At 69.4% G+C, this 19,625-nt stretch carries 15 protein-coding genes; 2 read left to right on the top strand and 13 right to left on the bottom strand.

Annotated elements, in window-relative coordinates; genetic code table 11:
* Nucleotides 1-424: 424 nt before the first annotated feature.
* The 6 genes from ACIA1L_RS01385 to ACIA1L_RS01360 form a co-directional block, all read right to left on the bottom strand.
* A complete protein-coding gene (locus tag ACIA1L_RS01385) occupies nucleotides 425-1,084 on the bottom strand; it encodes a hypothetical protein (RefSeq protein ID WP_396070325.1) in 660 nt (219 codons plus the stop codon).
* 1,731 nt (nucleotides 1,085-2,815) lie between these two features.
* The gene (locus ACIA1L_RS01380) at nucleotides 2,816-3,532 is read right to left on the bottom strand and encodes a regulatory protein RecX (protein WP_396070324.1); all 717 of its coding nucleotides are present in this window, start codon (nucleotides 3,530-3,532) and stop codon (nucleotides 2,816-2,818) included.
* Between the two features lie 609 nt (nucleotides 3,533-4,141).
* Nucleotides 4,142-5,188 (bottom strand): recombinase RecA, encoded by a 1,047-nt coding sequence (gene recA, locus ACIA1L_RS01375; RefSeq protein WP_396070323.1) that lies wholly within the window; start codon nucleotides 5,186-5,188, stop codon nucleotides 4,142-4,144.
* Nucleotides 5,189-5,385: 197 nt separating this feature from the next.
* Complete coding sequence (locus tag ACIA1L_RS01370) at nucleotides 5,386-5,586, bottom strand: DUF3046 domain-containing protein (protein ID WP_396070321.1); 201 nt, start codon at nucleotides 5,584-5,586, stop codon at nucleotides 5,386-5,388.
* 94 nt (nucleotides 5,587-5,680) lie between these two features.
* Nucleotides 5,681-6,343, bottom strand: a complete 663-nt coding sequence (locus ACIA1L_RS01365; protein WP_396070319.1) for a UdgX family uracil-DNA binding protein — start codon at nucleotides 6,341-6,343, stop codon at nucleotides 5,681-5,683.
* Between the two features lie 165 nt (nucleotides 6,344-6,508).
* Entirely contained in the window at nucleotides 6,509-7,855 is a 1,347-nt protein-coding gene (locus ACIA1L_RS01360; RefSeq protein ID WP_396070317.1) for an aminotransferase class I/II-fold pyridoxal phosphate-dependent enzyme, read from the bottom strand.
* Between the two features lie 46 nt (nucleotides 7,856-7,901).
* Between ACIA1L_RS01360 and ACIA1L_RS01355 the strand changes: the two genes are divergently transcribed.
* Together ACIA1L_RS01355 and leuE are read left to right on the top strand one after the other, a co-directional pair.
* Nucleotides 7,902-9,209 (top strand): bifunctional pyridoxamine 5'-phosphate oxidase family protein/GNAT family N-acetyltransferase, encoded by a 1,308-nt coding sequence (locus tag ACIA1L_RS01355; protein WP_396070316.1) that lies wholly within the window; start codon nucleotides 7,902-7,904, stop codon nucleotides 9,207-9,209.
* 288 nt (nucleotides 9,210-9,497) lie between these two features.
* Nucleotides 9,498-10,280: a leucine efflux protein LeuE gene (leuE, locus tag ACIA1L_RS01350; protein WP_396070314.1), complete on the top strand. Its 783-nt coding sequence runs from the start codon at nucleotides 9,498-9,500 to the stop codon at nucleotides 10,278-10,280.
* 612 nt (nucleotides 10,281-10,892) lie between these two features.
* On the opposite strand, the gene ACIA1L_RS01345 is transcribed toward leuE, so the two are convergent.
* The 7 genes from ACIA1L_RS01345 to ACIA1L_RS01315 all read right to left on the bottom strand — a co-directional run bounded on the left by ACIA1L_RS01345 (nucleotide 10,893) and on the right by ACIA1L_RS01315 (nucleotide 19,491).
* The gene (locus ACIA1L_RS01345; protein WP_396070313.1) at nucleotides 10,893-11,702 is read right to left on the bottom strand and encodes a sporulation protein; all 810 of its coding nucleotides are present in this window, start codon (nucleotides 11,700-11,702) and stop codon (nucleotides 10,893-10,895) included.
* Nucleotides 11,703-11,845: 143 nt separating this feature from the next.
* Nucleotides 11,846-13,087, bottom strand: coding sequence for a hemolysin family protein (locus tag ACIA1L_RS01340; protein ID WP_396070312.1), 1,242 nt, complete (start codon nucleotides 13,085-13,087; stop codon nucleotides 11,846-11,848).
* Nucleotides 13,084-14,496, bottom strand: coding sequence for a hemolysin family protein (locus ACIA1L_RS01335; protein ID WP_396070311.1), 1,413 nt, complete (start codon nucleotides 14,494-14,496; stop codon nucleotides 13,084-13,086). Before ACIA1L_RS01335 ends, ACIA1L_RS01340 begins: the two co-directional genes overlap by 4 nt.
* 211 nt (nucleotides 14,497-14,707) lie before the next feature.
* The gene (locus ACIA1L_RS01330) at nucleotides 14,708-16,219 is read right to left on the bottom strand and encodes a M28 family peptidase (protein WP_396070310.1); all 1,512 of its coding nucleotides are present in this window, start codon (nucleotides 16,217-16,219) and stop codon (nucleotides 14,708-14,710) included.
* Nucleotides 16,220-16,328: 109 nt separating this feature from the next.
* Nucleotides 16,329-17,975 carry a protein kinase gene (locus ACIA1L_RS01325; protein WP_396070309.1) on the bottom strand — a complete coding sequence of 549 codons (1,647 nt, stop codon included), beginning with the start codon at nucleotides 17,973-17,975 and terminating at the stop codon, nucleotides 16,329-16,331.
* 62 nt (nucleotides 17,976-18,037) lie between these two features.
* A complete protein-coding gene (locus ACIA1L_RS01320) occupies nucleotides 18,038-18,664 on the bottom strand; it encodes a class F sortase (protein ID WP_396070308.1) in 627 nt (208 codons plus the stop codon).
* Nucleotides 18,664-19,491, bottom strand: coding sequence for a DUF4397 domain-containing protein (locus ACIA1L_RS01315; protein ID WP_396070307.1), 828 nt, complete (start codon nucleotides 19,489-19,491; stop codon nucleotides 18,664-18,666). The genes ACIA1L_RS01320 and ACIA1L_RS01315 overlap by 1 nt, the downstream gene beginning before the upstream one ends.
* Nucleotides 19,492-19,625 lie beyond the last annotated feature (134 nt).

Raw genomic sequence — 19,625 nt, 5'->3', positions numbered from 1 at the left:
GCACCAGCGGCGACGCTGCCGCAGGAGCCGCCTGCCATGGGTGTGCGCCGCCGCGACGCAGACGCCGCTGGGCGAACCGCTGCTCCGGGCGGGCCTCACCGTCTCGCGACGGAAAGACCCCCAGTGCGGTGCACCAGGCGGTGGCTATGCCGGGCGGGCCGCTCCTCCATCGGGTGCGTACCCGTGCACCGGGTGCGACGACCGCCGGAGAAGCGGATGCGCTGACGGCGATGGCCTCGCCGGGCGCCCCTTCCCAGAACCGAAGTGATGCCGAAAAGTCATGCGATCTATGTTGTGCGCTTAGCCTGCAATTAGTCGTACAAACCTTACGTAACGCGAGGCTAGGTCGCGAGAGCCGGTTCGGTCAAGGACTCATGATTCGGCTGTGGACGGGACGTTCCGCACGCACCCGCACGTGCCCAGCTCACGCGTAGCGGGACCAGATGTCGCGGATCGGTTCCCACTTCTCGTCCACGCCTTCCTTCCAGTACGCAAGCAGATAGGCCCCCACCGGGGTCCGGCTGTTGTCCCACCAGATGCCCGCGACCGTGCGGTCGTCGGCCCGGTAGGCGTGCTCAGCGTAGTAACCATTGACGCGACCGGACGGCGTCACCCGCTCGCCGGAAGGCTCCACCCCCGGGGCGAACGACGCAGCGTCGTGGGCTTGGCCGATCACCACGTTCCGGGCTTTGTCGCGATCCGCGAACGTGGCGTACTCGACGAAGACCACACTCATCGCATCCATCTCGCAGCGCACCCTGACCCTCTCGCCCTTGTTCAGCGCCGGGCCGTCCTTGTCACCGTTACGCGCGCAACCGGAAATGTGCGGCAGCCAACCCTCCGCCACCGGACTCAGCAGGCCCGCGAATTTCGGCCGGTTGATGGAGATCTGTGAGCGCTCGTACACCCCGGAAGCACTTGGTGTCGGAGTGGGCTGGGCCACCACCGTGGGGGTGGGGTCTGGGTCCGGGGCGTTGGAGCGGCCGAGGAACCAGCCGCCCGTACCAAAGAGGAGCAGGCCGACCACCAGCCCGGCGAGGATGGGGATGACGAAACGGCTCCGAGGCTGTTTCGGGGTCGGCACGATCCGCGGGCCTCGGCTCGGGCCACCGTCAAGCCCGAAGGGGTCTGCGCCGCCGGAAGTCGGGAGCAGGTAGGGGTTCGCGGCTGGACTGCCAGGGTCCACCGGGCTGTTCGGCGCCGGCGGGCTGCCCGGGCCTGCCGGGCCACCGGAGGCTGGGGCGGGGTAACCGGAGGCCGGAGCCGGGAAGGCCGGGTAGCCGGAGGTCGGGGCGGGGTAGCCGGAGGTCGAGGCCGGGTAACCGGAGGTCGGGGCCGGGGCCGGGGCCGGGTAGCCGGAGATCGGCGCCGGGTAGCCGGAGCCGGGGGCAGGGTAACCGGGGGCCGGAGCTGGATAGCCAGACGTCGGGGCCGGGTAGCCGGAAGTTGGGGCCGGGTAGGCGGAAGCCCCGGGGTAGCCGGCAGCGTGGGGGTAACCGGAGGCAGCGGGGTAAACAGACGGGCCGGAGAAACCCGTCGCAGCGGGGTGATCCGGCACGCCTGGGTAGGCCGGCGCAGCTGGGTTACCTGCCGTCGGGCTGCCCGGCACGGGCGGTGCGGGCGGTGCGGGCACAGGGCCGGAGCTGCCAGGCGCTGGGTTCGCTGCAGTCGGGCTGCCGAATGTCGGGCTTCCCTCCAGCGGACTGCCGAGCGCTATCGGACTGCCGGGAGCCGGTGTGGGGCTTGGTCCCGGCGGCGTTGACGTCAGGCCCGGCGGCGTTGGCCCCTGCGGCGTTGGCCCCTGCGGCGTTGACATTGGCCCCGGGCCCGGCGGCGTCGACGTTGGGTCTGGTCCTGCCGGCGCCGATGCGGGGTTGGTCGAGAGTGGGCTGTCGGGGATCGCGGTGGGCTGCGTTCTGTCGTAGCTGCCATCGTCGGTAGGGGCGCCGCCGAAGTACTGCGGGCCGCCGATGCCCAGACCGTACTGGTCAAATCCGGCACCCGAGGTGGGGGCGGCCCAACCGGGCGAGGTGGGGCCGGCGTCGGAGTGCGGCGCGTCTTGCCAAGGGGCGCCGCCGGACACCGGATAGGCACCCTCGGCTGCACTCCGCTGCTGCGGAACTCCCGGGAACGGCGAGGTCACGGGTGCCGCGCCGGCCTCCCCGGATGGGGGCAAATCGTCGCGTTGAGTGCCGCGGGAGTCGTCTGTCACGACGATGCAGGTTACCAGTTCAGCGGGATTGGCGACGCCCCGCACACATGGACGAGAAAGAATGGATCCGCGGCCTGGGAGGGCCACGGATCCAATCTCAGAGCCATTCCACCGTACGGCCAAAGCACCGCAATGCCGGACGAAGGGGATCAGTCTTCAGCGCCCTCGGAGCGGCGACGCCGCGTTACGCGCATCAGCCCCACGCCACCGGCGACGATGGCGGCTCCGATTCCGGCGATGGTGACGATGTCCACACCGGTGGCCGGAAGGCTGCTCGGGCTACCGCCACCTGCAGTGTTGACGACAGTCCGTGTTCCCGCTCTGGACTGCGGCGCCGCCGCCGTTGCCCGTGCTGCCGACCTTGCCCCTGCCGGCGCCGCCGACCTCACCCTGCCGGCGCCGCCGACCTCACCCCTACCGGCGCCGCCGACCTCACCCCTACCGGCACCGCCGCCCTCAGCCGCGCCACTGCCTGCGCCGGCTCCCGTTCCAGGCGGGGCCGGGCTTGCCGGGCTGCCCGGTTTGCCGCCGCCAGGGATCTCACCCCCGCCACCCGCGCCCGCCGCAAAACCCCGCAATGACAGCACCCCCGTCCGCGGTCAGCTAGTGAGATGTGTCGCTGTCGTCAGCCATAGCGTCGGCGTCGATCTGCTCGGCGAACTCCGCGGCTTCAGCGTCCCGGGCGGCGAGAGCGTCCTTGACTGCCCGAACAGCCACGCCGGCGGTGTAGCCCTTCCGGGCCAACATGCCGACCAACCGACGAAATACCTGATCCGGCGTTCCAGAAGCAGCACGAAGCTTGCGGTCTACCAGCGCGCGAGCGGTCGCCGCTTCCTCGTCTTCGTCGAGAGCTTCCAAGGCTTCGGTCGCTACCTCGGCGTCGACGCCCCGCTGTCGTAGCTCATTGGCTAAAGCCCGGCGGGCCAGGCCCCGCACGTAGTGACGGCTGGCTACCCACGCCCTGGAAAATGCGGCGTCGTCGATGATTCCGACCTCGTCGTACCGGTCGAGCACCTCTGCGATGACTTCTGCAGAAATCTCTTTCCGAGCGAGAGCTTTGGCGAGCTCGGCTCTGGTTCGCGGACGTACGGCTAGCTGCCGCAGACAGATTTCCCGCGCCGTTTCGGACTCCGACTTGGGCGGCTGATCGGGATTCTCACTCCGGCGCGTCCGACCGCCCCGACCCGCCCGCGCGGTCAGATCCGTCGCTGAGGAAGACTTTTCCCCGATGCCGCCGCGCTCAGTGGAATCCGGCCCGCCAGACCGAGGCGGAATTGCATCCCAGCCTCGCCCAGACCGTGCACCACGTCTCCCCGCCACAGTCCCGATGCCTCCCGACCATCAAGAGCTCGCTACCCGGCCAGTCCCGAGTCCCGCTCGCTTCCAGCGTCAGCCCAGCCCAATCTGCGTTCCCGCCGATTCCATTCCGCTCGCTTCGACCCCAGATTCGCCTGCTCTCCACATCAGACGGGACGGCGTCAAGAAACGTTCTTGCCAGGGTGCCTGCCAGTCAGCGTGTGCCGCAGAATCGCGTTGAATGGGCGAGCCCCGCGACGAACTCGGCAGCCGGTTCCACTGACACCGACTCCGCTCCCCCCGGCCCACCCGCGAAAGAAACCTCGCCCTCGCGCAACCTTGCGCATCCGATCCGGCTACCCGCGCGGAAGAAACCCTGCCCCGCGCGACATTACGGATCCGACCCGGCCTACCCGCGCGGAAGAAGCCTTGCCCCGACATTGCGCATCCCGACCTACCCACGCGGAAGAAGTCTTGCCCCGATATTGCGCATCCGACCTACCCCGCGCGGAAGAGATTCTTCCCGCCGACGCTTCTCCCCGCCCGTCCCGCCTCCCCAGCCGAAGCCGGGGAGAGAGGACGAGTACTGCCCGGAGGGTGAGCCCGGCAGTGGAATGTGGCGAGGCGAACCGATCAGAAGTCGACCGGCGGAAGGTCCGGGCCGCCCGCAGCGTCACCGGTGGTCTGTCCGACGCCGAGCTTCTCGAGGATCTTCTTCTCGATCTCGGCGGCGACGTCCGGGTTCTCCTTCATGAACTCGCGGGCTTTCTCCTTGCCCTGACCGAGCTGGTCACCGTCGTACGTGTACCAGGCGCCGGACTTGCGAATGATGCTCTGCTCGACACCCACGTCGATCAGCGAGCCCTCGCGGGAGATGCCCTTGCCGTACATGATGTCGAATTCGGCCTGCTTGAACGGGGCCGCGACCTTGTTCTTGACGACCTTGACACGGGTGCGGTTGCCGACCACGTCCGTGCCGTCCTTAAGGCTCTCGATGCGGCGCACGTCGAGGCGCACCGACGAGTAGAACTTCAGCGCACGGCCACCCGTTGTCGTCTCGGGCGAGCCGAACATGACGCCGATCTTCTCGCGAAGCTGGTTGATGAAGATGGCGGTCGTGCCGGAGTTGTTGAGGATGCCGGTGATCTTTCGCAGTGCCTGGCTCATGAGGCGGGCCTGCAGGCCGACGTGACTGTCACCCATCTCACCCTCGATCTCGGCGCGGGGCACGAGGGCGGCTACCGAGTCGATGACGATGATGTCGAGCGCGCCGGAGCGGATCAGCATGTCCGCGATCTCGAGCGCCTGCTCACCGGTGTCGGGCTGCGACACGAGAAGAGCGTCCGTGTCCACACCGAGGGCGCGGGCATACTCCGGGTCGAGCGCGTGCTCGGCGTCGATGAAGGCCGCGATGCCGCCGCCGCGCTGAGCGTTAGCCACCGCGTGCAGGGCAACCGTCGTCTTACCGCTGGACTCGGGGCCGTAGACCTCGATGACGCGGCCGCGCGGCAGACCGCCGACGCCGAGCGCCACGTCCAGAGCGATGGAGCCGGTCGGGATGACAGCGGTCTGCACGACCGGCCGCTCCCCCAGCCGCATCACGGATCCCTTGCCAAACTGCTTGTCGATCTGTGCCAATGCCAGATCGAGAGCTTTGTCCCGGTCAGGTCCTGCCACCATGTCCGCCACCCCTGTACTCGACTTCGCAGGCGTCTTCGCCGATGAGCTTCTGTTCACCACGCCGGTCACGCTAGACGTTGGGTCTGACAGAAAACGACCGCCGGGTCGTGAGCTGTGGATGACCACGCCGCTGAGGACAATAGCCGAACACTTGTACGACAATCGAGCGACACGCAAGAACAAACGTACGAATGCACTCAGCGCAGTCGGGCAGGCACCCGATCGGAGTACTCCGCCACCACCGCGCGCCAGATCGTAGCCGTCTCGATACCGCGAGTAATTGCTTCGTCGATCGTCCGTCCACCGAGGTCCGCAAAGGTGTGATCGGCCGCGAGACTACGCGCATAGGCGGGTCCGAAAGCCTGCTCAAGGCGTTGCCAAAGGTCCGTCAATCGCACGAGATGAGCCTACTCGCGAGAACCGAGGGTCCGAAAAGTTGTCCGATGGCTCGGGAGACGTACATCACTGGCGGCAATATCGGCGGAGCCGACATCACGCCAGCGCTGTCGCAGCAACCTTGAGATCGTCTACCAGTCCCGCGTAGGCGGCATCCCGGTCGTCGGCCCGCAATACGGCTGAGGGGTGAATGGTCGCCAGCGCCTGAAGCTGCGCCGCGGGAAAATCCTCGGGATGCTGCGCCGACGCCGGCCACGGCATGAGCTGACCGCGCGACCGGGTGACCCGGAAGGAGGGTCCAAGCAGCGACTTGGCCGCCGTGGCGCCGAGCACGACCACAAGCTCGGGCCTGAGCAGGGCGAACTCCGCCACCAACCAGGGATGGCAGGCCGTAATGTGCGCCGGACCCGGGCTTTGATGAATGCGGCGCTGCCCGCGCCACTCGAATCGAAAATGCTTGACTGCATTGGTGATGTAGACGCTACTTGCATCGATTCCGGCATCGTCGACCGCGTCTCGCAGCAGGCGACCAGCAGGTCCGACGAAGGGCAGGCCCTTCTGGTCCTCGACATCCCCCGGCTGCTCGCCGACGAAGACCACCCGCGCATGGGCGTTGCCTCGGCCGAACACCGTCTGTGTGGCGTCCCGATGGAGCTCGCAACCTGTGCAGTGGGCGGCAGCGGCTTTGAACTCGTCGAGCTCGCGCGCGTTCGACGGAACGAATTGCTGCGCCCCGATGGGAGCTTCGGTCCTCGGCATCCCCCCGTTCTACCCCTTCGCGTGCGCCCCACGCCCGCCGGCCTCACCTGAACGAGGTCGGCCCACCTCTGCAACACGGCCCGTCGACCTCGCATGGTCGCTGGGTTTCGTCCTCTCCGGCCAGGTCGTGCAGGACAGGCATGATCCGGTCAACGCGCGAGCGCGTCATCGGCCGACGATGCTGACCCCGGGTGGGTATGCCGCTGCCGCCACGACGGTGGCAAGTGGCTCGATGAGGTCGTCGTCAAGCGAGCTGACGGTGATCCGTACGCCAGGAGGAGCGTCGACGCGGAACAGGCTTCCTGGTGCTACCGCATATCCGGCGTCTCGTAGTGCGGTTATCAGCCGGGTCTCGTCGGGTGTGCGTACCCAAAGGTTGATGCCCGTGGTGCCGTAGGCCTTGACTCCGCGAGCGGTCAGGGCATCGCGAAGGGCGTCCCGCCGCCGGTCATAACTTTTGCCGGCAGTGACGACTTGAGTAGCGACGTCGTCGTCCTGCCAGAGCCGCAGCAGGAGGCGTTGCAGCACTGTGGAAACCCATCCGGTGCCAATGCGCATGCGGCCGGCCACGCGCGCAATCGTCGCCTCGTCACCCGCCAGCACGGCGATGCGGAGGTCAGGGCCGAAAGGCTTGGAGGCGGAGCGAACGAACGCCCAGGAATGGGTGACGCCGCCCAGGCAATGCAACGGCACTCCGGAGAGCTCGGCGGCGTGGTCGTCCTCAATGAGGAGCACCTCCGGCCGGATGGCAAGCACCTCCCGCAGTGCTGCCGCCCGCTCGGCGGTCACCGCCGCACCGGTGGGATTCTGGGCACGAGTGGTGATGATGGCGGCGCGCGCACCGGCCAGGACGGCGCCGAGCAGCCGGTCGGGAAGCGGACCCTCGTCGTCCATCGGCACCGGCACCGGCGTCAGGCCGAGCGCGGCGATCAGGTCGAGAAGGTTCGCCCAGCCCGGATCTTCGACCGCCACCGCGTCGCCCGGCCGTAGGTGGGTGGTGAGCAGCCGCTCGATCGCGTCGAGCGTGCCGCTGGTGACGCTCATCGCGGCATCACCCACCGGCACGCCGTCAGCCGCCAGCCGCAAACGCGCCGCCTCCATCAGCTCCGGAATCGCCTCGGCGGCCGCATAACCCGAAGGCGACCCCATCGCATCGGACACCGCCCGCAGGTGCGGACCCAATGCCGGCAGCAGTCGCACATCAGGATCACCGGAGGACAGGTCACAGGCACCCGAAGGAACGGGGAGTCGCAGGTCGGCCCGCGAACCGGCGATCGGTGGACGGGCGCGAATGCGCGTGCCGCGCCGACCCGACGTCTCGACGATGCCGCGTTGCCGCAGGTCCGCATAAGCCTTCGAGACCGTGGCGGGACTGACATGCAGCTCGTCGGCGAGGACTCGGATCGCCGGCAGCGCATCACCCCAGACCCAGTCGCCCCGCCGGACCCCCGCCTCGATGCTCTCGGAAATCGAGGCGGCGGTCGAGCCCATCACCTGATATTGTTCTGGCACAACCTCGATTCTGTACTAGTACAGTGATCTTCGCAAGGGGGACCCGGTGACTGATCTCTACCAGCCCACCGCCCGCACCACGGCGACTCGCAGCCGTGACCGCATGCGTTACGACCTCGAGTCCGCGCACGCGATCCTCGACGAGGCCTACAGCTGCGCGGTGGCGTTCGTCGTCGACGGCGAGCCCCGAGTGCTACCCACGATGCACGTCCGCGTCGAGAACACGATCTATCTCCACGCTTCGTCCGGCAGCCACCTGGGCCTCGTCGCGCGCGCTGACGGCGTGCGGGTGTGCGTCTCAGTGACCTTGCTGGACGGCCTGGTCTACGGACGCTCGCAGTTCCATCACAGCGCCAACTACCGCTCGTTGGTCGCCCACGGCATCGCGCGGCCAGTCAGCGGGGAAAGCGAACAGCGGGCCGCCATGACCGCCCTGGTGGAACGGCTAGGAGCGGGTCGTGCGGCCGAAAGCCGCCCGCCCTCAACCCGAGAGCTGGCCCAGACCGTTGTCCTCGCCCTGCCGCTAACCGAATTTTCCGTACGGGCACGGCAAGGCGGAGTGGTCGACGAGCCGGCAGATCTCACGCTGCCCCACTGGGCGGGCGTCCTACCGCTGCAGAACATGGCCGGCCCACCCCAGCCGGATGCGGGAGTGGATTCGCCGACTCCGACATATCTCCCGGATGCGCCCACCTCTCCGTGGCTGACGGCGGCGCCCATGGTCGGCAAGCACGTCTCGCTCGAGCCGCTGTCGCCATCGCACGTGGACGGCCTCCTGGCGGCCCTCGCCGACGAGGAGACGTGGCAGTTTCTGCCGACCGTGCGCCCGCAGACCCGCGCAGCGATGGCAGAGCACGTCGCCACCGCCCTGCGCCAACAATGGGCCGGCGAGCGCGTGACCTGGGCGCAAGGCGACCCGGCCACCGGCGAGATCGTGGGCATGACGAGTTACCACGACGTGGACGAGCCGGGTGGCGCCTTGGCCATCGGCCACACCATCGTCGGCCGCCGCTGGTGGCGCACCGGCGTCAACACGGAAGCCAAGCTCCTGCTTCTCGAGCGCGCCTTCGACGTCCTCGGCGCGGGCCGAGTCTTCTGGTACACGGACATTCGCAATGACCGTTCCCAGCGAGCCATCGCCCGCCTCGGCGCCACCCGCGACGGCGTGATCCGCCGCCACCGCCGCCGTCCCGACGGCACCTGGCGCGACACCGTGCTGTTCGCCATGACGGTCGAGGAATGGCCGGCGGCCAAAGCCCGGCTCTTGAACCGGCTCCGCAGCCTCGACCCGCTTGATGCAGACGAGCAAGCGCAAGCAGACCGACAAGCGCAAGCAGACCGACAAGCGCAATAGGGAGCCTGCGCCCTGCGTTCTGCGTTCGGCGTTCGGCGTTCGGCGTTCGGCGTTCGGCGTTCGGCGTTCGGCGTTCGGCACAGCGTGTCCACCCAGAGGGCGTGGCGTGGTCATCGTGCAGTTATCGCCGTTCGGAGCCGAAGAGTACGACAACGTGCTCAGCCTCTCCGCCGGTGCCCTCGGTGCCCGCCACGGAGCAACGGGGCTGGCGACACGGTGGGCAAGGCCACACGTTCTTGTCCTTCCGGGGGCTGCCCCTCACCACGTCAGCGAACTGAGGATGACATCGTGCTAGGGATTACCGACTTCTGGACCTACGTGCTGGGCACCGTAGCTATCGTCCTGTTGCCCGGGCCCAATTCGATCTTCGTGCTATCCGTGGCCGCGCAACGGGGTGTCCGAGCCGGGTATCGGGCTGCGTCGGGCGTCTTCCTCGGCGATACGGTGCTGATGGTGCTGGCCGCCGCCGGGGTGGCATCACTGCTCCAGGCGTACCCACCGGTGTTCGTGGTCATCAAGTACGTGGGCGGTGCCTACCTGGCCTGGGTCGGGTTCGGCATCATCCGCAGCGTTTGGGCCAAGCGGCGGCAGCGCGGCGGCCCTGCGTCACCCCGGCAGGAACACGGTGAGCACGTCGTGCTGCCGAACGTCGAGGGGGCGCAGGTCACGGATGCTGACCTCGCCGCTCAACCCTGGTTTGGTCCGAAGCGCACCCAAGGCGGGCCGATGGGTGGAGTGCAGTCGGGTGCTGAGATACCTGCGGGAATGCGGCGACCGTTCCGGAAAGCGCTCGTGGTCAGCCTGCTCAATCCGAAGGCCATCCTGTTCATCGTCTCGTTCCTCATCCAGTTCGTTCAACCGGGATACCAATACCCCGCCTTGTCGTTCCTCGTCCTTGGCGCCGTGCTCCAGCTCTTCAGCGCGATCTACCTCAGCGGATTGATCTTCGGAGGTCAGTACCTGGCCGGACAGTTCCGACGCCGACGGCGGTTGTCGGCCGTCGCTTCCACCGGCATCGGCATGCTCTTCGTCGGATTCGGCATCAAGCTCGCCACCGCCACCGCGGGATAGCGACCACCGCCCCACAGGCCTTCACGCCGTGCCGAGAGAGCACCGGGCAGAAGAGCACCCGCGACAGCTCAGCAGACGGTCACGGGCGCGAAGCACGGAGGCAGGCCACAGGACGGAGGCAGGCCACAGGACGGAGACGGGCACAGGCGCGGGGCACAAGCACGGGGACAGGGCACGAACACGGGACCGGGCACGAACACGGGACCGGGCACGAACACGGGACCGGGCACAGGCGCGGCGACCGGAGATGGACACACGGGCCCGGGCGCGAGCACAGGGCGCAAGCACAGGGATGGGGTCCGGAGACGGGCGCGGGCGCGAGCACAGGGCGCAAGCACAGGGATGGGGTCCGGAGACGGGCGCGGGGACCGGAAACGGACGCGGAGACCGGAAACGGACGCTCGGATCGAAAACGGACGCGGGGACCGGAAACGGACGCGGGGATCGGAAACGAGCGCGGGAACCGGAAACGGGCGCGGAGACCTAGGACGGGCAGAGCACGGGGTCGGGGAGCGGGGACAGGACATCGACCCAGCCTCGGGCGGTCGCAGCTGACAGCGCCCCCGTCTGGAGCTTGTCATTCACTCCCGGGCGTGCGGGCTCGGGGAGTGTTCAGGAAGCGTGCAAACCGCCCGTACGGGGCAGGTTGGCGAGGGGGTCGCCGTCCCGCAACGCTTCTGTGATGACGTCCTCCAGCGCCCTGGCGCAGTTCCATGCTGGCGGTTCGGCGTGGGATACCTGGAGGCGGGCGTATCTGTCGCGAGGCCGGCGCAGGAGTCCGCCGTGCTTCTCCATTTCGAGGATGACTTCTACGCCGTCGGGGTCGGTGATGAAGGTCAGTTCCAGTTCGTCCATGTCGCGGGCGAAGGCAGCGGGCGGCGTGAACTCGATTTCTTGGTAGAACGGCAGTTCTTGGCGAACTCCGTAAATCGCCCCGCGTTCCACGTCGGCGTGCCGGAACTGAAAGCCGAGCTGAGCGATTGCTTCCAAGACTTCCTGCTGGGCCGGGAGGGGATGGACAGCGAGGATGTCCACGTCGCCGCTGTCGACGGCTTCTTCCAGGTTCAGCTCGGTGCGCAGGCCGAGCGACATTCCGGCGAGTTTCCTTCCGTACGCGTGGGTTAGCGGGGATTCCCAGGGCAGGGTGATCGAGAAGGGCAGGTCTTGTCGCTCGCCCGCCGCCAGGGTGAACCCTGCTGCAATCCACGCCCGGTGGAACTCGATGAGGGCGTCGCCGTCCTCGGCTTCCACCCGGGTGACCAGCCCCACCGCCACGGTTTCGACCGCCACGTCGTATTCGCCGCCGGTGAGGCGAACGGCGCCGAGGAGCTCGCTGCCTGGGTGGGTGTCGGGGCTCGACAGGATCGTGTCGACGGTGGGGCCGCCGACCCCGAACGCCTGCAGAACCTTTCCGAACTCCATCCCGTGCCCCTCTCGGTGCCGCGCCGGCATCAGCTTCGACGACAACACAAGCACTAAAGAGCCGTGCCGGTGCGGGGTACAGCGCAAAACGCTTGCCGATCCGCACCGGCACGGCTGGTGGAACACCCGGGCAGGGGCGATGGTCAGCGCATTCGCCGACCGACCGGTACGGGGTCGGTCTCGTCGTCGAATTCGCCGATCACCTGTTCCAGCAGGTCCTCCAGGGCGACGAATCCCACCCGTTCTCCGCCTCGGGTCACCATGGCCAGTTGGGCGCGCGCGCCCCGCATCTGGGTGACGGCGTCGGTTAGGGGCATGGCGTGGTCGAGGGTGAACGGCCGGTCCATCAGTTCCGCAGCCGTCGCCGGCATCCCGGCCGTTGTCGCCCGTACCGCCTCCCGCACATGCACAACCCCGACGACCTCACCCGACGAAAAGCCCCGCGAAGAAGCCGGCAACGAGCCCGACGAAGAGCCCCGCGAAGAAGCCGGCAACGAGCCCGGCGAAGAGGCAGGCGAAGAGGCAGGCGAGGAAGCCGGCATCGAGCCCAACGAGGAGCCCGAAAAGGAAGCCGGCGAAGAGGCGGGCGAGCCCGAGGGGGAAGCGGGCGAGGAGGCCGGGGACACCACTGCAAGCCGGGAGCGGCCGCTACGCAATGACGCCTCTTCCACATCGCGGGCCGTTGCGTTGGCCGCCACGGTGACCAGTTGGTCGTCCGGGATCAGCAGGTCGCTGACCTTCATCTCCTGGAGCTTGAGCATGCTGGTCAGCAGCTCGGTCTGTTCCGCACCGATGAGGCCCTCGGCCCGGGAGCGTTCCAGCAGGATGTGCATCTCTTCCGGGCCGTGTGCCTGGGCGAGCTGATCCTGCGGATGCACGCCGAACGGCTTGAGGGCCGCGTTGGCGAGGCCGTTCAGTCCGACCAGGGCGGGCCGGACGACGCGGACGAAGCCGCGGAACGGGAGGGCCAGCAGGATGGCCGAGCGTTCCGGGTCGGTGATGGCCCAGGACTTGGGCATCATTTCGCCGATGACCAGGTGCAGGAACGTCACGATCGCCAGCGCCACCAGCAGGGCGATGATCGAGCTGGGGACGTCGGGGAGGCCGATGGCGTGCAGCAGCGGGTGGAGCAGGTGTTCGAGGGCCGGTTCGGCGAGGGCGCCGAGGCCGAGCGAGCACAGGGTGATGCCGAGCTGTGCGCCCGCCAGCATGAGGGACAGTTCGCGGCTGCCTTCGAGGGCGGCGCGGGCGGCCCGGCTGCCTTCGGTGGCGGCGTGTTCGAGGCGGTAGCGCTTGCTCGCGACCAGAGCGAATTCGGCGGCGACGAAGAACCCGTTGCCGATCAGCAACAGCACCGACACGATGCCGGCCCAGGTGGGGCTCATCGCGACACCTCCGGAGACGACGAAGATGCAGCGGACGAAGATGCAGCGGACGAGGACGACGCAGACGAGGATGTGGGCGGCGAGGCGCCGGGCGCAGAGGAGGCGGGCAATGAGGTGACGCGCACCGACTCGGGCACGTGCCGGTCGACGGAGAGCACGGACAGCACCGCCAGCCCCGAGCCGAACTCGAGAGACACCTCGTCGCCGACCTTTGGCACTCGGCCGAGCTGGGCCATGACCAGCCCGGAGACCGTGTCGTAGTCCTCGCCTTCGGGCAGGTCCACGCCGGTGGCGTCGGTCACCTCGTCGATCCGCCAGCGGGCCGGGACGATCCAGGAGCCGTCGTCCTGCTGGGCCGGGGCGGGCTCGGGCAGGTCGTCTTCGTCGCGGATCGGGCCGACGAGCTCCTCGGCGATGTCTTCGAGGGTGATGATGCCGGCGAAGCCGCCGTACTCGTCGGCGACGCAGGCGAGCTGGCGGTGCCCGGCGCGGAGCCGGTCCAGGACGGCGGGGAGGCGCACCGAAGCCGGCACGAACAGGGGCGCCACAGCGACGTCCGAGATGGGCACGGTGGCCCGGTCGGCGGGCGGTACGGCCAACAGGTCCGCGATCCCCACGATGCCGACGATCTCGTCGACCCCGTTGCCCGAGCGGACTGGGAACCGGGAGCGACCGGTTTCCAACAACGTGACCACCTGAGAGACGGGGTCGGTCGCCTGCACGGTGTGCACGTCCACGCGCGGCACCATGACCTCGGAGGCGGTCCGGCGACGAAAGTCGAGGCCCCGGTCGAGCAGCAGGGACAGCTCCGGGTCGAGGTGACCCTCGGCGCGGGATTCCGCGATGATCTGCTCGAGGTCTTCCTCGGTGGCGCCTTCGGGCAGCTCCTCGATGGGCTCGATCCCGACCCGGCGCAGCAGCCGGGCCGCGGCCACGTCGAAGAGTCGGATGATCGGGCCGAAGACGGCCAGGTAGAGCAGCGTGGTGCGGCTCAGGGCCTTGGCGACCAGTTCGGCGCGGGCGATGGCGAGGTTTTTCGGGGCCAGCTCGCCGAGGACCATCTGCACGACGGTCGCGACGAGCAGGGCCAGCACGATCGACAGCGGCAGGCTGACACCGGTGGGTACGCCGGCCGTGCCGAGCAGGTCGGCCAGGCCTTCGCCGAGGAACGGTTCGGCGACGTAGCCGACGATCAGGGCGGTCACGGTGATACCGAGTTGGGCACCGGACAGCACGAAGGAGAGGCGTTCGGTGACGGTGAGGGCGCGTTGGGCGGCTTTGTCGCCGCTTTCCGCCTCTTGCCGCAGACGGCCGCGGTCGACCGCGACGTAACCGAATTCCTGGGCGACGAAGTAGCCGGTCACGGCCGTCACCACGATGACAAGGAGCAGGCCGACCAGGATCAACACTGGGGGGCCGCCGGGGATGCGAAAGGCCGGGCCAAGCCCGGCCGGATACTGCCACTCATCCGCAAAACGTTAGCAGCGCCCGCTGAAGGTCCGCTGGGAGAACCCCGGGCGGAACGGGAAGGCCGCGGGAATGGGACCGGGCGGAACGGAAGGCCGCGGGGATGAGCCCGGGCGGAACGGGAGAGTCCCGCCCGGGTTCTGCCGAGGAAGCTCAGGAGCGGGTGATGACCACGTCGTCCACCGCGGCCTCGATGAGGCTGGCTGTGCCGGTGTCCGCCGCCTCGACCTGGAGGCGGATGGTCTGCCCGGCGTACGCGGAAAGGTTGACCGTGGCTTTCGCCCAGGCCGCGGCCTTGTTGCTGGCCGCGCCCGCCTGGTTGAACACCGTGGTCGTGGTGCCGCCGGCGACCACGCGGACCCGGAAGTAGTCGGCGCTGGTGGCGTTGTTGAGGTGGGCGAGGTACCAGGAGAAGGACAGCGAGACCGTGCCGGTGGGCAGGGTGATCTCGGGTGACCGGATCGTCGTGGCGCCGCCGTCGACGTCGTTGGCGCCGGCGCTGCTGCCGGCCGTGGCGCCGGTGACCAGGTCGTTGCTGCCGCTCACCGTGGTGCCGAGCTGGGTGGCGACGCCCGAGGAGGTGGCAGCCGGGTCACCGCGCTGCCAGGCGCCGGAGGTGGCCGTGTCGCCGCCGCCGCCGTTGGTGGTCCAGCCTTTGGCGGTTTCGAAGTCGTCGCTGAACACGGTGTCGCCGGGTGGCGGGGTGCCGCTGTCGTCGGCGAGCTTCCAGACCGCGTACGCGATGGCGTCGGAGTTGCGGTCCAGCGCGGTGTCGTTGACGTTGGTGATGGTGTCGCAGGCGCGGTGGTAGCAGGGGTCGAACGCGCCGGTCGTGCCACCCCAGAGCTGCACCTGGGCGGAGGTCTTGCGGCCTTCGGCGCCGGTGAAGATGCCGCCGGCGGGGATGCCGTTGGCGATGAACGGGCCGTAGTCGCTGCGGCCGTCGAAGTCGGTGCCGCGGACCGGGACGTTGATCGAGGTGAAGTATTCCTCGAGGGTGTCCTCGATCTCGGCGGAGCCGGCGGGGCCGGGGCCGGACCCGGTGCCGTCGGAGTTGTCGCCGTCGTAGAGGAAGTAGCCGGGGTTGGGTGAGCCGACCATGTCGAAGTTGAGGTATCCGCCGATGGCCGCCTTCTGGGCCGCGCTCAGCGAGTTGACGTAGTAGGTCGAGCCGCGCAGGCCGAGCTCCTCGGCGCCCCACCAGCCGAACCGGAGGTGCCGGGTGGGCTGGAAGTTGGTGCGGGCCACGGCCAGGGCGACCTCGAGGTTGGCGGCCGAGCCGGTGCCGTTGTCGTTGATGCCGGGTCCCGCGGTCACGCTGTCGAGGTGCGCGCCGATCATCAGCGTGTCGTTGGTGTCGCCGCCCGGCCAGTCCGCGATGAGGTTGTACCCGGTCGCTCCGCCGTACGTGAAGGACTGCTGCGTGGTCTGGAAGCCGGCGGCGTCGAGCAGGCCCTTGACGTAGGTCACCGAAGCCAGATAGCCGGGACGACCGTGCGCGCGGTTGCCGCCGTTGGCGGTGGCGATCGACTGCAGCTGGGTGAGGTGGTTCTTGACGTTGGCGAGCGGGATGTCGGGCGCGGCCACGGCGGCAGCCTGCGCCGGGGCCGCGGCGGCGATGCTGAGCAGCAGGGCCGTCGCGCCGATCAGGGGGAGTGCTCTCACGGGTGTCCTCCGCGGGACTCGGGTTCGCCGTCACCGAGGGTGTGGTGACAGGTACGCCGAGCATTACAGAGGCAGGCGTCGATATGTTCATACCGACTGACCCATATTTCTAGCCGTCGGTATGGAAGGTGCTGACGATCATCCCCCAGGTGGCGAAGTTCGCCGGCCAGTCGAGTTCCCGGGTCAGCAGACCGAAGGCGTATCCGCTGCCGTCGGACGCCAGCCACCGGGTCATGGCGTGCATCCGCTCACCGGTCGGGGCGTCGTAGGCGTACTCCCAGTCCGCGGCCCTGGTCAGCGCGGGTACGCGGGTGATGGCGAACTGTTCGTACCCGGGTAGCCGGCCGGCGGCGCGCAGCCGGGCTGCCTCGTCGCGGCAGGCCTTGACCGGGTCGCCTTTGGCGTCGCGCGCCGGGTCGATGCTCAGCACCCGCAGGTTGCGCGGGTCGCGGAAGCAGAGCGTCGTGCCGATCCTTTCGTACGTCCAGCCGTCCGGCACCGCGATATGAAAGTCACGCTCGGTGAAATATGACCAGCCCTGGTAGAGCGCCCAGCCGTCGCGCAGCTTCTTCGCCCCGGGCTGCGGCGTGCGCCGGGCGGTCGTCGATGTGGCGCCGAGGCAGTCGACGGGGCTGAAGCCACCCGCGCCGCCCCCGGCACCGGACTCCGGGGCCGGGCTGGTCGAGCTGGGCGAGCGATGCGGAGCGGCGCTTTTCTGGTCCCGCAAGGACAGACCCGTGGCGACCCCGCCCGCACCGAGCAACGCCATGGCCGCGACGCCAGCGACCAGCAGCCGTGATCGGGACCGCCGCGGCGTCCCGCCCACCGCAGGAGGCTGGGAGGGCAGGGCAGCCCTGCCGCGCGCTGTCGGTGCCGAGGAAGCCCGGTGCCGAGCCGCGGGCGCATCGTCGGGAGCCCGCCGTGGGGACGGCACGGCGCTACCCGCGACGACAGCCCGCAGCCGGCGAGCCGCTTCCGCGCCGGTCAGCCGCTCCCCCGGTTCCCGCTGCAGCAGCCCGAGCAACACGGGAGCCAGCGGTCCCGCCCGGGTGGGTGGGTCGGGCTCCTCGGTGGCGAGCGCCGTCAGCGTCGCCATCGCGCTTTCCCGGGCGAACGGCGAACGCCCCTCGACCGCGGTGTAGAGCGTGGCGCCGAACGACCACAGGTCCGACTCCACGGTGGACGCGCCGTCGCGGGCCCGCTCCGGCGACACGTACTGCGGGGAGCCCACGATGAGGCCGGGCCCGGTCACCGAGCCGTCGTCGACGAAGGTGGCGAGGCCGAAGTCGGTGAGGACCACCCGGCCGTCGGTGCCGATCAGGACGTTGTGCGGCTTGACGTCGCGGTGCAGGACTCCCGCGCGGTGCGCGGCGGTGATGGCCTCCAGCACGTCGAGGCCGATCCGGGCGGCGCCGCGCGGCGAGTACGGCCCGTCCTCGCGAACCACCTGGTACAGCGAGCGGGACGGGACGTACTCCATGACGATCCAGGGCTGGTCGACGGCGTGCACCACGTCGTAGATCTTGACCACGTGCGGGTGGTTGAGCCGGGCCGCGCTGCGGGCCTCGCGCAGTGTGCGGATGCGCAGGCGGGACTTCTCGTCGTCGGACATCCACTCCGGGGGGACGAACTCCTTGACCGCCACGTCCCGGTCGAGCATCTCGTCCCGGGCGACCCAGACGCGACCCATGCCGCCGACGCCGACCGGCTCGCGCAGACGATACCGACCGGCGATGAGCATCCGCCTGACCGCCATCGGCCCCCACCCGTCGTTTCATCGAGAAGAATAGTCGTGCACTTACCCCGCGAGAACCGTCGTCACCCGGTCGCCGCGTAGACCACCAGATTGTCCCGATAGGACCGCAGACTCCGGTCGAACACACCGCCGCAGGTGATCAGCCGCAACTGCCGGTCCGGCGTCGGACCGTAAACCCGCTCGGCCGGGAACGCATCCTTCGGATACCAGGCTGTCGCGGTCACGGTGAAGACGAGTTTCCGGCCGCCGCGGGTCACCTCGATCCGGTCACCCACCCGGATCTCGCGCAGCCGGTAGAAGACCGCCGGGCCGTCGACCGAATCGACATGCCCGGCGAGGACCGCCGGGCCGATGTCGCCGGGCGCGGTGCCGGCCGCGTACCAGCCGGCGCGGTCGTCGGCCCGGGGCGGCACCAGTTCGCCGTCCGGGCCGAGCCGCAGGGTTTCCAGCGCGGTGTCGATGCCCGCGGCCGCAACCCGCAGCCGGGTGGGTGGTCCGCTCGCTGTCGGCCGTGCGGTCCCGAAGGGGTCCGGGTCATTTGACGGTACGGGCACAGCAACCGCGACGCCCTCAGGAGCGGCAGCGGGGCGACTGTGCCACGCCAGGTATCCCGCCCCGACGACGACCGCCGTCAGCGCCGACACCGCTGCCGGTAGGAACGCGCGGCGGAGTTTCGCCCGTACCGTCATCAGCGGGTCGGGAATCGCCGCCTGAGCGCGACCACCAGGGCCGCACTGCCCACAGCTGCGAGCCCGGCCAGCACCAAAGCCGCAGGTAGCGGGCTTTCCGGCGCGGTGCCGCCGCGTCCGGTAGCCACGCCGCCCTGCGGGATTCCGCCCTGGCGGGCCGCGTCGATGTGCAGCTCGGGTTTGAGGCCACCGTTCTCGTCATCGAGCACCAGCAGCGAGTAGACGTTGCCTGCGCCGAGCGTGCACGGCAGGTCGCTGGACTCGCCGCCGCCGGTGGGCTGCACCTGGACCGTCCAGGGTCCGGGGCGCACCGCGGAATAGCCGGTGGTGGTGGCGAACGCGACCCGGTCGGCGATGACCCTGCCGTCGGCGCCGCCCACATCGAGCACGGGGGCGCGTACGGAAGCCTGAATGATCCTGATCTTGGACTGGTTCGCGCCTGGCAGCCGCAGATCGTCCTCGAGCACCCGCAGCCCCAGATCCGCATACCGGCCGACCCCCGCCACCGTGTACGCCGCGCCGTCCTTGACGGTCACCTGCGTGGTCAGCACCGGCGGAGTGCTCTCGGCAGCGCCCGCCTTGCGCATAGCCACCGAGTAGGTGCCGGCGGGCAGGCGCAGGTAGTCGGACATGGCGCCGTACGCAACGCCGTCGAATCGTTGGGGATCGACCGCCGCGCTGGTGGACCGGAGATAGACGTCGACGGCCGGGGTGTCGGGCGACAGGTGCGCGAGGCGCACATAACCCGCCTCCGCAGCCTGGGCTGGGGATGCGGTGAGCGTCACCGCGGCCAGCGCAGCGAGCGCCGCAACGATACGAGTCAGCATGACGCCTCCTATCGGCTTCAATGTCCCGCACCGCGCCGGACCAGCACCATGGTCCGTCCGGTCCGGGCCGTCCGCTGACTCGGCGTCCGGCCTGTGGTCCAACGTCCGATTAGCCGCTGGTCCGGACCGCGCAT

Origin of the sequence: Actinoplanes sp. NPDC051859, from assembly GCF_044452725.1 — a bacterium.
Taxonomy (GTDB): Bacteria; Actinomycetota; Actinomycetes; order Mycobacteriales; family Micromonosporaceae; genus Actinoplanes.
Note: the sequence above shows the minus strand (reverse complement) of the source record. Positions and strands in the feature narration are given on the sequence as shown.

What these genes read in the sequence shown, in the direction of transcription:
- recA (WP_396070323.1), bottom strand. Translation starts at nt 5,188, where the DNA reads ATGGTGGCAGGACCTGACCGGGACAAAGCTCTCGATCTGGCATTGGCA.
- ACIA1L_RS01365 (WP_396070319.1), bottom strand. Translation starts at nt 6,343, where the DNA reads ATGCCGAGGACCGAAGCTCCCATCGGGGCGCAGCAATTCGTTCCGTCG.
- ACIA1L_RS01345 (WP_396070313.1), bottom strand. Translation starts at nt 11,702, where the DNA reads ATGGAGTTCGGAAAGGTTCTGCAGGCGTTCGGGGTCGGCGGCCCCACC.
- ACIA1L_RS01340 (WP_396070312.1), bottom strand. Translation starts at nt 13,087, where the DNA reads ATGAGCCCCACCTGGGCCGGCATCGTGTCGGTGCTGTTGCTGATCGGC.
- ACIA1L_RS01325 (WP_396070309.1), bottom strand. Translation starts at nt 17,975, where the DNA reads ATGGCGGTCAGGCGGATGCTCATCGCCGGTCGGTATCGTCTGCGCGAG.
- ACIA1L_RS01320 (WP_396070308.1), bottom strand. Translation starts at nt 18,664, where the DNA reads ATGACGGTACGGGCGAAACTCCGCCGCGCGTTCCTACCGGCAGCGGTG.
- ACIA1L_RS01315 (WP_396070307.1), bottom strand. Translation starts at nt 19,491, where the DNA reads ATGCTGACTCGTATCGTTGCGGCGCTCGCTGCGCTGGCCGCGGTGACG.